Genomic DNA, 14083 nt, shown 5'->3' with positions numbered 1-14083 from the left:
GTATGCCCACGGTCGAGGGGTCTAGGGTGGTCAACCGTGCACGTCCTCGTCATCGGATCAGGCGCCCGCGAACACGCCCTGCTACTGGCGCTGCGGCGCGACCCGGAGGTCACCGGCCTGGCGGTCGCACCGGGCAACGCCGGCACCGCCGCCGTGGCGGACCAGTACGAGGTCGACATCACCTCCAGCGAGGCCGTCGTCGGGCTCGCGAAGAAACTCGGCACCGACCTGGTGGTCGTCGGCCCCGAGGTGCCGCTCGTACTCGGCGTCGCCGACGCCGTGCGCGCTGCGGGCATCGCCTGCTTCGGCCCCACCAAGGACGCGGCCCGCATCGAGGGTTCCAAGGCGTTCGCCAAGGACGTCATGGATGCCGCCGGCGTCCGCACCGCCCGCAGCGAGATCGTCGACAACCCAGCACATCTCGACGCCGCCCTCGACCGGTTCGGCCCCGCCGCCGGCGATCGCGCATGGGTGGTCAAGGACGACGGGCTGGCCGCGGGCAAGGGCGTCGTCGTGAGCGACGACCGCGACGCCGCGCGCGCCCACGCCGCGAGCCTGCTCGACTCCGGACATCCGGTGCTCCTCGAATCCTTCCTCGACGGCCCCGAGGTGAGCCTGTTCTGCATCGTCGACGGCGAGACCGTCGTCGCGCTGCTGCCCGCGCAGGACTTCAAGCGCGTGGGCGACGGCGACAGCGGGCCCAACACCGGCGGCATGGGCGCCTACGCGCCGCTGCCGTGGCTGCCCGCCGGGACCGTCGAGCAGATCGTCGACGACGTCGTCACACCCGTTGCCGCAGAACTGGTCCGCCGCGGATCGTCGTTCTCCGGCCTGCTCTACGCGGGCCTGGCGATGACGTCGCGTGGTCCGGCCGTCGTGGAGTTCAACTGCCGGTTCGGCGACCCCGAGACGCAGTCGGTGCTCGCACTGCTCGAGACCCCACTGGGCCGGCTGCTGCTGGCCGCCGCCACCGGAACGCTCGCCGAGCAGCCGCCGCTGGTCTGGCGCGACGGCGCCGCGGTCACGGTGGTGCTGGCCGCCGAGAACTACCCCGGTAGGCCGCGGGTCGGCGACGCCATCACCGGCGCCGAGGCCGACGGCGTGCTGCACGCGGGCACGACGCGCCGCGACGACGGTGCGATCGTGTCGTCGGGGGGACGCGTGCTGTCGGTGGTCGGCACGGGTGCGGACCTGACCGCCGCCCGCGAGGCCGCCTACGCCCTTATCGGATCGATTCGCTTGCCCGGCGCGCACTTCCGCACCGACATCGGGCTCGCCGCGGCCGAGGGACGGCTCGCGCTCGACCGCTAGGTCACCAGCAGTGGCGCCAGCCAGGTGATCTCGGCCGGCAGCTGCGAACTCCAGAACGCGCCGTCGTGGCCGCCCGGCGAGAAGCCGCCCGCCGGCGGGGTCGGAAGTCCCGCGATGAACTGCCGGGTGGCCGACGCGAACGGGTCGGAGTTGCCGCAGTCGATCCGGATCGGGATCGAGCCGAGGTTCGGCAGGTCCCACACGCTGTTGGCCGCGAAGTCGTCGGCGCCGTCGAACGCTCCGGGGGCGGTAGCGCCGGACGACGTCCACAGCGCCGGACTCACCGCGCAGATCGCCGCCGTCCGCGCCGGACCGAGTCGCGAGCCGAGCAGCAGTGCGCCGTAGCCGCCCATCGACCACCCGAGGAAACCGACGCGCGAGGTGTCGAGACCCTGGCCGGCCAGCATCGGGATCAGCTCGTCGAGCACCATCGCGCCAGAGTCCTCGCCCGAGGCGCGGCGATGCCAGTAGCTCCCGCCACCGTCGACCGCGACGACCGCGAACGGCGGCAGGCCCGCCGCGACCGCCTGCGCGAGGCCCTGCTCCACGCCGCCCGCCATCACGGTCGCGGCATCGCTGCCCTTGCCGTGCAGCGCGATGACGGGACGCAGCGGCGCTGTCTGGCCGGGCGGACGCGCGATCGCCCAGTTGGTCGTGACACCGCCGCGCGCGGCGGAGGTGAACGACCCCGTGACGTAGGTGGGCGCGGCGCTCGCCGGCTCGAGCGGCGGGGGCGGTGCGAGCGGAGCCAACGGCGAGCCGACACCGGTCATCGACACGGGCGGACCGTCGACGGGCATCTGGTTCAGCGTCGACCCGACCGCATACGCACCGGCCGCCCCAAGGGCCGCACCGACACCAAGGCGGAAGACGGCGCGACGGCTCAATTCGGACATTGGGGCCACTATGCCAAAGGAGCCTGAGCATCTGGTCGGGGGCAGGGTAGCGACGGACGAAAAACGAAGTGAGCGACGGATTACTGCACGACGCCTGATGATTCGCCGAAACCGGTATGCCGCGACGCCGCGACTGGCAGCATGCAGAGCGTGACGGCAGCGGTCACCCCCAAGGGTGAGAGGCGGCGGTACGCGCTCGTCAGCGCGGCCGCCGATCTGCTGTGCGAAGGCGGTTTCGACGCCGTCCGGCACCGCGCCGTCGCCCGCCGCGCCGGCCTACCGCTCGCGTCGACCACCTACTACTTCTCGTCCCTCGACGACCTCATCGCCAAGGCCGTCGAACACGTCGGCAGCCGCGAACTCGAGATGCTGAACTTCCGCGTCGCGGGGCTGTCCCGCCGCCGCCGCGGCGCCGAGTCCACGGCCGACGTCCTGGTCGACCTGTTGGTCGGCGAGGGGCCCGGCAGCCGGGAATCCGAGGAACTGATCTCTCGCTACGAGCGCTACATCGCGTGCGCCCGGCAACCCGGGCTGCGCGACGTCCAGCGCCGCATGATGCAGCAGCGCGCCGATGCCGTCGTCGAGGTCGTCGAACGCTCCGGCCGCGCGGTCCGCGACGAACTCGTCACCGCACTGGTGTGCGCGGTCGACGGCGCCGTCGTCGCATCGCTGGTCGGCGTCGGTGACGGTCCCCGCGCCACCGCGCGCGCGACGCTCGTCGAGGTGATCGACGTCCTCGCGCCGTTCGACACCGCCGCGGTCTGAGGCCCGGCGCGACACGAACGGACCCGCTTTGGGCGATTGGCGCGCGCCACGGCCGGGGCTGACCCATGATGGTCTGACACAGCCGGCTGACAGAGAGGGCACGATGTCCGAGGCCCAAACGGTCGACAAGCAACCCGAACTCAAACGCGTGATGGGCCCCGGCCTGCTGCTGCTCTTCGTCGTGGGCGACATCCTCGGCACCGGCGTCTACGCGCTGGTCGGCGACGTCGCCGCCGAAGTCGGTGGCGCCGCCTGGGTTCCGTTCCTGGTGGCCTTCCTGGTCGCCACGGTCACGGCCTTCAGCTACCTCGAACTCGTCACCAAATACCCCCAGGCGGCGGGCGCAGCGCTCTACGCACACAAGGCATTCGGGGTCCAGTTCGTCACGTTCCTGGTGGCGTTCATCGTCATGTGCTCGGGCATCACCTCGGCGTCCACCGCCTCCCGGTTCTTCGCCGCGAACTTCTTCACGGCGTTCGACTTCGACTGGGGCAAGGCCGGAATCGTCGTCGTCGCACTGCTGTTCATGGCCCTCATCGCGGCCGTGAACCTGCGCGGCGTCGGCGAGAGCGTCAAGCTCAACGTCGTCCTGACGATCATCGAGATCACCGGTCTGCTGCTGGTGGTCGGGGTCGGGTTCTGGGCCTTCGGTGGCGGCGGTGCCGACGTCGACTTCGCCCGCGTCGTCGCCTTCGAGACCGCGCAGGACAAGAACGTCTTCCTGGCCGTCACCACCGCGACGTCCCTCGCGTTCTTCGCGATGGTCGGCTTCGAGGACTCGGTCAACATGGCCGAGGAGACCAAGGATCCCGTGCGGATCTTCCCCAAGGTCCTGCTGACCGGACTCGGCATCGCCGGCGTCGTCTACGTGGTGGTCGCCATCGTCGCGGTCGCGCTCGTCCCCGTCGGCGTGCTCGAGGCCAGCGACACCCCGCTGGTCGAGGTCGTCAAGGCCGGTGCGCCCGGCCTGCCGATCGAGACGATCCTGCCGTTCATCTCGATGTTCGCGGTGTCCAACACCGCGCTGATCAACATGCTGATGGCGAGCAGGCTCATCTACGGCATGTCGCGCCAGCACGTCCTCCCGCCGGTGCTCGGTGTGGTGCACCCCAAGAGCCGCGCGCCGTGGGTCGCGATCGCCTTCACCACGCTCATCGCGTTCGGCCTCATCTTCTACGTGACGGCGTTCGCGAACAGCAACGCGATAGCCGTGCTCGGCGGCACGACGTCACTGCTGCTGCTCGCCGTGTTCGCGATGGTCAACGTCGCCGTGCTGGTGCTGCGCCGCGACGTCCGTGCGACGGGCGGGCACTTCCGGACGCCGACCGCGCTGCCGGTCGTCGGCTTCCTGGCGTCGGCCTACCTGGTGCTGCCGTTCTCGGGCCGGCCCGCGCAGCAGTATCTGCTCGCCGGCATTCTCGTCGTCATCGGCATCGTGCTGTTCGTGCTCACCCACTTCATCAACAAGCAGCTGGGCATCCGCGGCGCGGGCATCAGTGATCCGACGAACCTGGGGGAGTCGCCGTAGCGTCGAGCCCCTCGCGGAGGCGCTCGAACCTGTTCTGCAGCAACTCCCGTCGGTGTTCGTTGCCCGCCAGGTCGATGAAGCGGTCCCGGAACACGGCGAGCAGCACGTCGTCGAGGCGGCGCACCGCACCCGCCGGGTAGCGGTATCCCATCGCCCGGTTCACGGCGTCCTCGTCGACGCCGTCGAGGATCTCGGTCAGCTCGTCGAGCGTCGTGATGCCGAGTTCCAGCAGCAGACCCGAGATCCAGCCGTAGTGATCGGTGCGCGACCACCCGGCGTCGGCGTAGCGGTTGCCCAGGTACGTGGCCAGCACCGGGGTGGCGATCCGGGGATCCGACGACGGCTCGTCGGTGTCGACCATCGTGACGCGCAGCCGCTCGCGGATCGCGGTGAACTCGCTGTCCGCCAACTCCAGCAGCCCCGCCGCCAGCGTGAACCGGCGATCCAGGTCCGGCGCGTGCTCGGCCGGGATCGACCCCTTGTAGCGGACGTCGTGCTCGAACTCCGCCCATGCGTGCTGCAGGACGGTCCGCACCTGGATCGACGCCGGCTGCTGCTCGCCCTCGACGCCCACCAGCAGGTGCCTGCTCGCGTACCCCCAGCGGCCCTCGCGGGCGGTCTCCAGACCCATGTCGCGATCGTCGAGCAGCGTCATCTCGTCGCCGAGCAGCGTCGCGACGGTCCCGACGTCCTCGCGCAGATAGGTGATCACCCGTAGCCCCACCTGGTCGGTGATCTCGTTGAGCGGGTCCACGAACATCGGCCGGTCGTCGACCGTGCGGACCGCCTTCGCCGCGAACGAGTCGACGCTCTTGGTCCTCGCCGTGATGCTCAGGTAGTTGATGCCCGCGTCGTCGAGCAGCGACGTCACCAGCCGCAGATAGTGGTCGGTCGCCAGGACCAGCGCCGGCCTGCGCGCCGCATACTCGGCGACGGCGTTGGGCGCGGTGTGCGGCTCGGACTTCTGCGCGCGCAGGTCCCCGGGCAGCGTGGGGGTGACCACGTATCCGGTCTCGGCGTCGCCGTAGACGGTGACGTCGTCGGGCCGGCGCACCGAGTACATCGCCACGTAGGCGCACAGGACGGCGTCGACGGGGTCCTCGACGCGGCGCAGCTCGCTCTTGCGGGTCGCCAGCTCGGCGGCGTCGCGGGCCCGCGTCCACTCGGCGTTGGCCGTCGCGACCATCGGGACGGCAGCGTCCTCCAGCCCCTCGATCAGGTCGATCAGCCGGAGCAGCTCCGAGCGGAGACGTTCCAGGTCGCGGCCCTTCTTGTCCTTGTACTTCAGCGTCCTGCCGAGCCGGAACAGCGCCACCGACGCGGCGTGCGGGTACACCTCGAGCGCCCGGCGGGGACCGTTGCCGAACGGGTCGAGATCCAGGTCGAGGGCGGTCGCCAGCCGTCCGCCGCGGGTGCCCTTCGCGAACTCGGGCTTGCCGGTGTTGGCCGGATGCGCGCCGGCCTGGAACGGCCGGAAGTCGCGGTTGAGCGCCGCCTCGCACGGGCGGTTGCCGGTCGGGTTGACCACGATGAGCGGCGCGTCGATGCCGACCACGCAGTCGCCCTCGACGTACGGCCTGATGGCGGCGAGGATGCTGGCGTCGTCGGTCTGCGCCGACATGTGGACCAGGGCGCCGTCGGAGTCCAGCACGGCGACGCCGGTGGGCTTCCGCTCGCCCCACGCCAGATCCAAGCCCACGAAGTACACGGCCCTAGCTTGCCTCAGGATGGAAGCGTCGACGCACGCGCCGTTAGGCTCTGTGTTCGTGACGATCCCGAATGTCCTGGCCAACCGTTATGCCAGCGAGGAGATGCGGGCGATCTGGTCCCCCGAGGCCAAGATCGTCGCCGAACGCCGGCTGTGGGTCGCCGTGCTGCGGGCGCAGGCCGAACTGGGCGTCGCGGTGCCCGACGGCGTCGTCGACGACTACGAGCGCGTCCTCGAGAACGTCGACCTCGCGTCGATCGCCGCCCGCGAGCGCGTCACCCGCCACGACGTCAAGGCCCGCATCGAGGAGTTCAACGCCCTCGCCGGCCACGAGCACGTGCACAAGGGCATGACCAGCCGCGACCTCACCGAAAACGTCGAGCAGCTGCAGATCCGCCGGTCGCTCGAGGTGGTGCACAGCCACGGCGTCGCCGTCGTCGCACGGCTCGCCGCGCGGGCCGCCGAGTACCGCGACCTGGTGATGGCGGGCCGCTCGCACAACGTCGCCGCGCAGGCCACCACCCTCGGCAAGCGGTTCGCGTCGGCCGCCGAGGAGACGATGCTCGCGCTGATCCGGCTCGCCGAGCTGATCGACCGCTACCCGCTGCGCGGCATCAAGGGGCCGATGGGCACCGCGCAGGACATGCTCGACCTGTTCGACGGCGACACCTCGCGGCTCGACGAACTCGAGCGCCGCGTCGCCGACTTCCTCGGCTTCTCGGTCGTCTTCACCAGCGTCGGGCAGGTGTACCCGCGATCGCTGGACCACGAGGTGGTGTCGGCGCTCGTGCAGTTCGGCGCAGGCCCGTCGTCGTTCGCGCACACGATCCGGCTGATGGCCGGCCACGAGCTGGTCACCGAGGGCTTCGCTCCCGGCCAGGTCGGCTCGTCGGCGATGCCGCACAAGATGAACACCCGGTCGTGCGAACGCGTCAACGGCCTGCAGGTGATCCTGCGCGGCTACGGCTCCATGGCCGCCGAACTCGCGGGCGCCCAGTGGAACGAGGGCGACGTGTTCTGCTCGGTGGTGCGACGGGTCGCACTGCCCGACGCGTTCTTCGCCGTCGACGGGCAGATCGAGACCTTCCTGACCGTGCTCGACGAGTTCGGCGCCTACCCCGCGGTGATCCAGCGCGAACTCGACCGCTACCTGCCGTTCCTCGCGACCACGCGGATCCTGATCGCCGCCGTGCGCGCCGGCGTGGGCCGCGAGGCCGCCCACGAGGTGATCAAAGAGCACGCCGTCGCGGTCGCACTCGCCATGCGCGAGAAGGGATCCGAGCCGGACCTGCTGGACCGCCTCGGCGCCGACCCGCGGCTGCCGCTCGACCGCGCCGCACTCGACGCCGCGCTGGCCGATCGCGCCGCATTCACCGGAGCCGCCGGCGCACAGGTCGATTCGGTGGTCGCCGCCGTCGAAGGACTGGTCGACCAGTTCCCCGAGGCGGCGCGGTACACCTCGGGCGACATCTTGTGAGCATGGCGGGGGTCGATCTCACCGACCTCGACGGGTTCGCGTCGGGGTTTCCGCACGAGATCTTCTCCCGCCACCGCGCGGAGGCGCCGGTCTACTGGCACGAGCCCACCGCGCACACGCCGGACGGGGAGGGCTTCTGGTCGGTCGCCACCCACGCCGAGGTGCTGGCGGTGCTGCGCGATCCGGAGACCTACTCGTCGGTGACCGGCGGCGAGCGACCCTACGGCGGCACCCTGCTGCAGGACCTCCCCATCGCGGGTCAGGTGCTCAACATGACGGACGACCCGCGGCACTCGCAGATCCGCCGGCTGGTGTCGTCGGGGCTGACGCCGCGGATGATCCGCCGGGTCGAGGACGACCTACGCGCCAGAACAAGGCGGCTGCTGGACTCCGTCGCCGCCGGTGAGCCGTTCGACTTCCTGGTCGACGTCGCGGCCGAACTGCCCATGCAGATGATCTGCATCCTGCTCGGCGTGCCGGAGTCCGAACGGCACTGGCTGTTCCACGCCATCGAGCCGCAATTCGACCTCGGCCGGACGGCCAGCGAGGACGCCGGCGCGCGGATGTACGCCTACGGCCAGGAGCTGATCGCCGCCAAGCGCCGCGAGCCCACCGACGACATGCTCTCGGTGGTGGCCAACGACCGGGACTGCGAGCTGACCGACCTCGAGCTGTACCTGTTCTTCAGCCTGCTGTTCAGCGCCGGCGCGGAGACCACCCGCAACGCGGTGGCCGGCGGGCTGCTGGCGCTGATCGAGAATCCTGCTCAGCTGGCTCTGCTCCGCGGGTCCTTGGACGGGCTGCGCGTCGCCGTCGAGGAGATGGTGCGCTGGACCTCGCCGTCGCCGTCCAAGCGCCGCACCGCCACCCGCGCGTGCACGCTCGGCGGCCAGACGATCGAGGCCGGCCGGAAGGTGCAGATCTGGGAGGGCTCGGCGAACCGCGACGCGGCCGTGTTCTCCGACGCCGACGTGTTCGACGTGACCCGAAAGCCCAACCCGCACCTCGGCTTCGGCCACGGCGTGCACTACTGTCTGGGCGCCAACCTCGCGCGCCTCGAGCTGCGCGTGCTGTTCGAGGAGCTGCTGTCGCGGTTCTCGTCGGCGACGCTGGTCTCGCCGGTGGAGTGGACGCGGAGCAATCGGCACACCGGGATGCGGCACATGGTGGTCGCGCTCAATTAGGCCTCGGGTGCGATTTGTGGAGTATTTCCGGCGCTGACCGCCGGTTAGTCTCCACGAATCGCGCGCCGGATCTCCGTCAGGACGCGGTCCGGGTACTCGGTGAGGTCCAGCCAGGTGAAGCGCAGCACCTGCCAGCGGAGCAAGACCAGTCGGTTCTGCCGAACTCGATCGTTCTGGAAGTCCGACGACGACGAGTGGTAGGCAAACCCATCGATCTCGATGGCCACTTTCTCGACGATGAAACCGACGTCCACGACGTAACCACCGACGGGGAGATTGGCCCTCCAGCCCGTGATGCCCGCGTCGTTCAGCAGGCGGATGAGGATTCGCTCCGCCTCGGATCTCGCGCCACCGTCCGCCGCTCTGAGCAGGCGGCGGGAGCGAGGGGCGCCGTGGCGGCCCGAGTTTCGCAGGTGCGCACGCCACAGGCGCGGCATGTCGGTGTGGTGCCGCTGCAGCCCGGTGTCCAAGAGCTTCGCTCCGCCGCCACGCCGCGCGGCCGCTTCGACGATCGTGAGGTCCAGCGACGTCACCCTCAGGCCGCGGCGCTCGATCACATCGAGGTTCCGAAGGTCACGACGTCGAAGCCGAGTGCCCGGGCGGTGGCAGAGCCGACGGTCGCGCGGCACGGTGACTTCGACCTGATCGGGGGCGAGCGTTGCGATGCCCAGCCACCATGCGGCAGCCAATCCGCTTGCGGTCGCTTCCCGGCCGTAGCTCCAGACGGCGACACGGACTCTGGCGGCATCGGTGTACTGGTGATCTTCGGCGAAGTAGACACCGTTGGTGCACCGTCGCCACCGCCCCGATCGGACCAGACGGTTGACGGCGTCTTGGCTGAGGCCGGCGGTGCGGGCGTGTGCCAGGGTGATGACGCCGTCGTGGTCTCTGAGGTAGTCGTCAAGGGCAAGTGGCACGTGAGCTTGGACGCGAGTGGTGGTCGGATCGGTTCCGTCCGCCGTGAGTTGTGGAGTTTCACCGGCGGTGAGCGCCGGAAATACTCCACAAATCGCTAGTTGCGGCGGGCTATCCCCGAGCTGCGCAGCTCCAGGTTGGCCAGGCCGCGGATGGCGATCGCGTCGTCGCGGCGCCAGGCGCCCACGGGGTCGATGCTGACCGCCGCGAGCTTGCCCAGCGGGCGGTTGGCCAGGGCGCGGAGCGCGAGCAGCTGCTCGCCGGCCGGGGTGGCCGCGAGCGTGATCGCCACCCACTTGCGGCGGAAGAACCGGATGCGCAGCAGCAGCCACGGCATCGCGACGAACAGGATGGGCGGGGCGGCGACCGCCAGCGCCAGCACCACCGCCAGCCAGGACGCCGTCGAATCGAGGCTCGCCCCCGCGCCCGCGATGTCGCGTGCGGCGTCGCTGGCCGCCCGCAGCGGCTTGGCCAGCGCGTCGCCCACCAGCGGGAAGTCGTCGGCGTTGTCGCCGGCGGAGTTGAGGTTGCCCGCGACGCCGTTGGCGCCGTCGTTGACCTGTCGGCCCACCTCGGCGATGGTCGCGACCGCCGAGTGCACGGCGAGGCCGACGAACACCCAGATGGCCGACCAGAACACCACCACGGCGTCGCTGATCAGCTGGACGAGCAGGCGACCCGGCGTGGTCGCGTACGGCACGTAGCGAGAACTCATGCCCTGATCCCAGCAGATAGTGTTGCCGAATGCGCCCAGCTCTGAGCGACTACGACCATCTGGCGAGCGGCAAGGTGCGCGAGCTGTACCACGTCGACGCCGATCACCTGCTGTTCGTGGCCAGCGATCGCATCTCCGCCTACGACTTCGTGCTCGACGGCGGCATCCCCGACAAGGGCCGCATCCTCACCGCGATGAGCGTGTTCTTCTTCGACCACCTGCAGGCCCCCAACCACCTCGCCGGCCCGCCCGACGACGAGCGCATCCCCGCCGAGGTGCTCGGCCGGGCGCTGGTGGTCCGCCGGCTGGAGATGCTGCCCGTCGAGTGCGTGGCGCGGGGATACCTGACCGGGTCGGGCATCATCGACTACCGCGCGACGGGCGAGGTGTGCGGCATCCCCCTGCCCGAGGGCCTGACCGAGGCGAGCAAGTTCGAAACGCCGCTGTTCACGCCGGCGTCGAAGGCCGACATCGGCGACCACGACGAGAACATCACCTTCGAGCGGGTCGTCGAACTGGTGGGCGCCGACCGCGCCGCCGAGCTGCGCGACCGCACCCTCGAGATCTACGCCCAGGCAGCCGAACACGCGCTGAGCAAGGGGATCATCATCGCCGACACCAAGTTCGAGTTCGGCGTCGACGCCAACGGCGAGCTGGTGCTGGCCGACGAGGTGTTCACCCCCGACTCCTCACGCTACTGGCGAGCGGACACCTACCAGGTGGGCGAGGTGCAGCCGAGCTTCGACAAGCAGTTCGTCCGCAACTGGCTGACGGGCCCCGAGTCCGGCTGGGACCGGCATGGCGACACTCCGCCGCCCCCGCTGCCCCCCGACATCGCCGAGGCCACCCGCGCGCGGTACATCGAAGCTTACGAACGCATTTCAGGACTCAAGTTCGACGATTGGATGACAGCTTCATGACCGGTACCCCACCGATCGCCAAGCGGGTGGAACACCGCCGGGAACACCACGGCGACGTCTTCGTCGACAACTACGAGTGGCTGCGCGACAAGTCCAACCCGGACGTGATCGCTTACCTCGAGGCGGAGAACGCCCACACCGAGCAATCGACTGCTCAGCTGGAGTCGCTGCGGCAGAAGATCTTCGACGAGATCAAGGCCCGCACCAAGGAGACCGACCTGTCGGTGCCCACCCGCCGCGGCGACTGGTGGTACTACGGCCGCAGCTTCGAGGGAAAGCAGTACGGCGTGCACTGCCGCTGCCCCGTCGCCGACCGGGACGACTGGACGCCGCCGCAGCTCGACGAGCACACCGAGATCCGCGGCGAGCAGGTGCTGCTCGACGAGAACGTCGAAGCCGACGGCCACGAGTTCTTCTCGATGGGCGCCGCCACGATCAGCATCGACGGGCACACGCTGGCGTACTCCGTCGACGTCCTCGGCGACGAGCGCTACACGCTGAAGTTCAAGGACCTGCGCACCGGCGACGTGTACGACGACGAGATCGCCGGGATCGGTGCCGGCGCCACCTGGGCCGCCGACAACCAGACGGTCTATTACGTCACCGTCGACGACGCGTGGCGCCCGGACACCATCTGGCGCCACCGGCTCGGCTCCGGCCAGCCGGGGGAGCGGGTGTACCACGAACCCGACGAGCGGTTCTTCATCGGCGTCGGCCGCTCGCGTAGCGACAAGTACCTGTTCATCGCCGCGGGCAGTTCGGTGACGTCGGAGATGCTGTACGCCGACGCCGCCGACCCGCAGGCGACGTTCACGCCGATCCTGCCGCGCCGCGAACTCGTCGAGTACTCGGCCGAACACGCCGTCGTCGGCGGCGAGGACCGCTTCCTCATACTGCACAACGACGGCGCCGTGAACTTCACCCTCGTCGACGCCCCGGTCAGCGATCCGACCGCCTTCCGGACGCTCATCGAGCACCGCGACGACGTCCGACTCGACGGGGTGGACGCGTTCGACGGGCTGCTGGTGGTGAGCTACCGCAGTGAGGCACTGCCCAAGATCCAGCTGTGGCCGATCCACGCGGACGGCACTTACGGCCACGCCGAGGACGTCACGTTCGAGACCGAGCTGACGTCGTCGGGCCTCGCGGGCAACCCGAACTGGTCGGCGCCGCTGCTGCGGGTGGCGACGACGTCGTTCGTGGTGCCGCTGCGCATCTACGACATCGAACTCGCGACCGGCGAACGAATCCTGTTGCGCGAGCAGCCGGTCCTCGGCGACTACCGTCCCGACGAGTACGTGGAGCGGCGAGACTGGGCCGTCGCGGAGGACGGTGCGCGGGTGCCGGTCTCGATCATCCACCGGGCGGGGCTGCAGTTCCCCGCGCCGGCGCTGATCTACGGCTACGGCGCCTACGAGTCCTGTGAGGACCCGAGGTTCTCCATCGCGCGACTCTCGCTGCTGGACCGCGGGATGGTGTTCGTGGTCGCGCACGTCCGCGGCGGCGGCGAACTCGGCAGGCCCTGGTACGAGGGCGGCAAGCTGCTGAACAAGAAGAACACCTTCACCGACTTCATCGCCGTCGCAAGGCATCTCGTCACCAGTGGACTCACACGGGAGGAGAACCTGGTGGCCCTCGGTGGCAGCGCGGGCGGTCTGCTGATGGGTGCTGTCGCGAACATGGCGCCCGACGCGTTCGCCGGGATCCTCGCGCAGGTGCCGTTCGTCGACGCGCTCACCACGATCCTCGACCCGTCGCTCCCGCTGACCGTCACCGAGTGGGACGAGTGGGGCAACCCGCTCGCCGACGAGGACGTCTACCGGTACATGAAGTCCTACTCGCCGTACGAGAACGTCGAGGCCAAGGCGTACCCGTCGATCCTCGCGATGACGTCGCTCAACGACACCCGCGTGTACTACGTCGAACCCGCGAAGTGGGTTGCGGCACTGCGCCACTCGAACGTGGAATCGGTCCTGCTCAAGACGGAGATGGTCGCCGGGCACGGCGGGATCAGCGGACGGTACGAGCGCTGGAAGGAGGCCGCGTTCCAGTACGCCTGGGTGCTGGCCACCGCGGACCCCGAGAACCATGGTGGCCTGCAGGACCCGGTGTTAGCGTCGACGTCGTGACTCTCAAGGACATCGCCCTCACCACGCTCGACGGCAAGGACACCACGCTGGCCGACCTGTCGAACGGCGCAACGCTGATCGTCAACGTCGCGTCCAAGTGCGGGCTGACACCGCAGTACACCGCGCTGGAGAAACTGGCCGAGGGCTACGCCGACCGCGGGCTGACCGTCGTCGGGGTGCCCTGCAACCAGTTCATGGGGCAGGAGCCCGGCAGTGCGGAGGAGATCCAGGAGTTCTGCTCCACCACCTACGGGGTGACGTTCCCGCTGCTGGCCAAGACCGACGTCAACGGCGCCGACCGCCACCCGCTGTACGACGAGCTGACCAGAGTCGCCGACGCCGAGGGTGAGGCGGGCGACATCCAGTGGAACTTCGAGAAGTTCCTCGTCGCCCCCGACGGCACCGTCGTCAACCGCTTCCGGCCGCGCACCGAGCCCGACGCCGTCGAGGTGATCAACGCCATCGAGGCCGTCGTGCCTCGCTGAACACTGAACGGTCATTTCCCGCGCACGTGTACGACACCCGTCGGACATCT

At 70.0% G+C, this 14083-nt stretch carries 12 protein-coding genes; 8 read left to right on the top strand and 4 right to left on the bottom strand.

Annotated elements, in window-relative coordinates:
* Positions 1-36: 36 nt before the first annotated feature.
* Entirely contained in the window at positions 37-1311 is a 1275-nt protein-coding gene (gene purD, locus AC1MEY_RS18470; protein ID WP_480226880.1) for a phosphoribosylamine--glycine ligase, read from the top strand.
* Here purD and AC1MEY_RS18465 read toward each other — a convergent pair.
* The gene (locus tag AC1MEY_RS18465; protein WP_480231555.1) at positions 1308-2219 is read right to left on the bottom strand and encodes an alpha/beta hydrolase; all 912 of its coding nucleotides are present in this window, start codon (positions 2217-2219) and stop codon (positions 1308-1310) included. The two genes, purD and AC1MEY_RS18465, sit on opposite strands and share 4 nt — an antisense overlap.
* Before the next feature lie 129 nt (positions 2220-2348).
* Here AC1MEY_RS18465 and AC1MEY_RS18460 point away from each other — a divergent pair, with 129 nt between their 5' ends.
* Positions 2349-2972, top strand: a complete 624-nt coding sequence (locus tag AC1MEY_RS18460) for a TetR/AcrR family transcriptional regulator (protein ID WP_480226879.1) — start codon at positions 2349-2351, stop codon at positions 2970-2972.
* Positions 2973-3075: 103 nt separating this feature from the next.
* Positions 3076-4500, top strand: coding sequence for an APC family permease (locus tag AC1MEY_RS18455; protein ID WP_480226878.1), 1425 nt, complete (start codon positions 3076-3078; stop codon positions 4498-4500).
* On the opposite strand, the gene relZ is transcribed toward AC1MEY_RS18455, so the two are convergent.
* Entirely contained in the window at positions 4466-6208 is a 1743-nt protein-coding gene (gene relZ, locus AC1MEY_RS18450; protein ID WP_480226877.1) for a bifunctional ribonuclease/(p)ppGpp synthase, read from the bottom strand. The genes AC1MEY_RS18455 and relZ overlap by 35 nt on opposite strands.
* A 58-nt stretch (positions 6209-6266) precedes the next feature.
* Here relZ and purB point away from each other — a divergent pair, with 58 nt between their 5' ends.
* Complete coding sequence (gene purB, locus AC1MEY_RS18445; protein ID WP_480226876.1) at positions 6267-7685, top strand: adenylosuccinate lyase; 1419 nt, start codon at positions 6267-6269, stop codon at positions 7683-7685.
* 2 nt (positions 7686-7687) lie between these two features.
* Positions 7688-8869, top strand: a complete 1182-nt coding sequence (locus AC1MEY_RS18440; protein ID WP_480226875.1) for a cytochrome P450 — start codon at positions 7688-7690, stop codon at positions 8867-8869.
* Positions 8870-8913: 44 nt separating this feature from the next.
* Here the strand turns inward: AC1MEY_RS18440 and AC1MEY_RS18435 are convergent, their stop codons facing one another.
* Positions 8914-9786 carry a DUF559 domain-containing protein gene (locus AC1MEY_RS18435; protein ID WP_480226874.1) on the bottom strand — a complete coding sequence of 291 codons (873 nt, stop codon included), beginning with the start codon at positions 9784-9786 and terminating at the stop codon, positions 8914-8916.
* 95 nt (positions 9787-9881) lie between these two features.
* Positions 9882-10499 carry a hypothetical protein gene (locus AC1MEY_RS18430; RefSeq protein WP_480226873.1) on the bottom strand — a complete coding sequence of 206 codons (618 nt, stop codon included), beginning with the start codon at positions 10497-10499 and terminating at the stop codon, positions 9882-9884.
* Positions 10500-10528: 29 nt separating this feature from the next.
* Between AC1MEY_RS18430 and AC1MEY_RS18425 the strand changes: the two genes are divergently transcribed.
* From AC1MEY_RS18425 to AC1MEY_RS18415, 3 genes are read left to right on the top strand one after another with little or no spacing between them, the layout of a single operon-like run.
* On the top strand, positions 10529-11419 hold the full coding sequence (locus AC1MEY_RS18425) for a phosphoribosylaminoimidazolesuccinocarboxamide synthase (RefSeq protein ID WP_480226872.1): 891 nt from the start codon (positions 10529-10531) through the stop codon (positions 11417-11419).
* Positions 11416-13548 carry a S9 family peptidase gene (locus AC1MEY_RS18420; protein ID WP_480226871.1) on the top strand — a complete coding sequence of 711 codons (2133 nt, stop codon included), beginning with the start codon at positions 11416-11418 and terminating at the stop codon, positions 13546-13548. Before AC1MEY_RS18425 ends, AC1MEY_RS18420 begins: the two co-directional genes overlap by 4 nt.
* Positions 13545-14033, top strand: coding sequence for a glutathione peroxidase (locus AC1MEY_RS18415; protein WP_480226870.1), 489 nt, complete (start codon positions 13545-13547; stop codon positions 14031-14033). The genes AC1MEY_RS18420 and AC1MEY_RS18415 overlap by 4 nt, the downstream gene beginning before the upstream one ends.
* The last annotated feature ends 50 nt before the right edge of the window (positions 14034-14083 follow it).

It is taken from the genome of Mycobacterium sp. PTI7 (genome assembly GCF_056679845.1).
The sequence above is the reverse complement of the archived record's forward strand: the minus strand, read 5'-3'. Positions and strand labels throughout refer to the sequence as shown.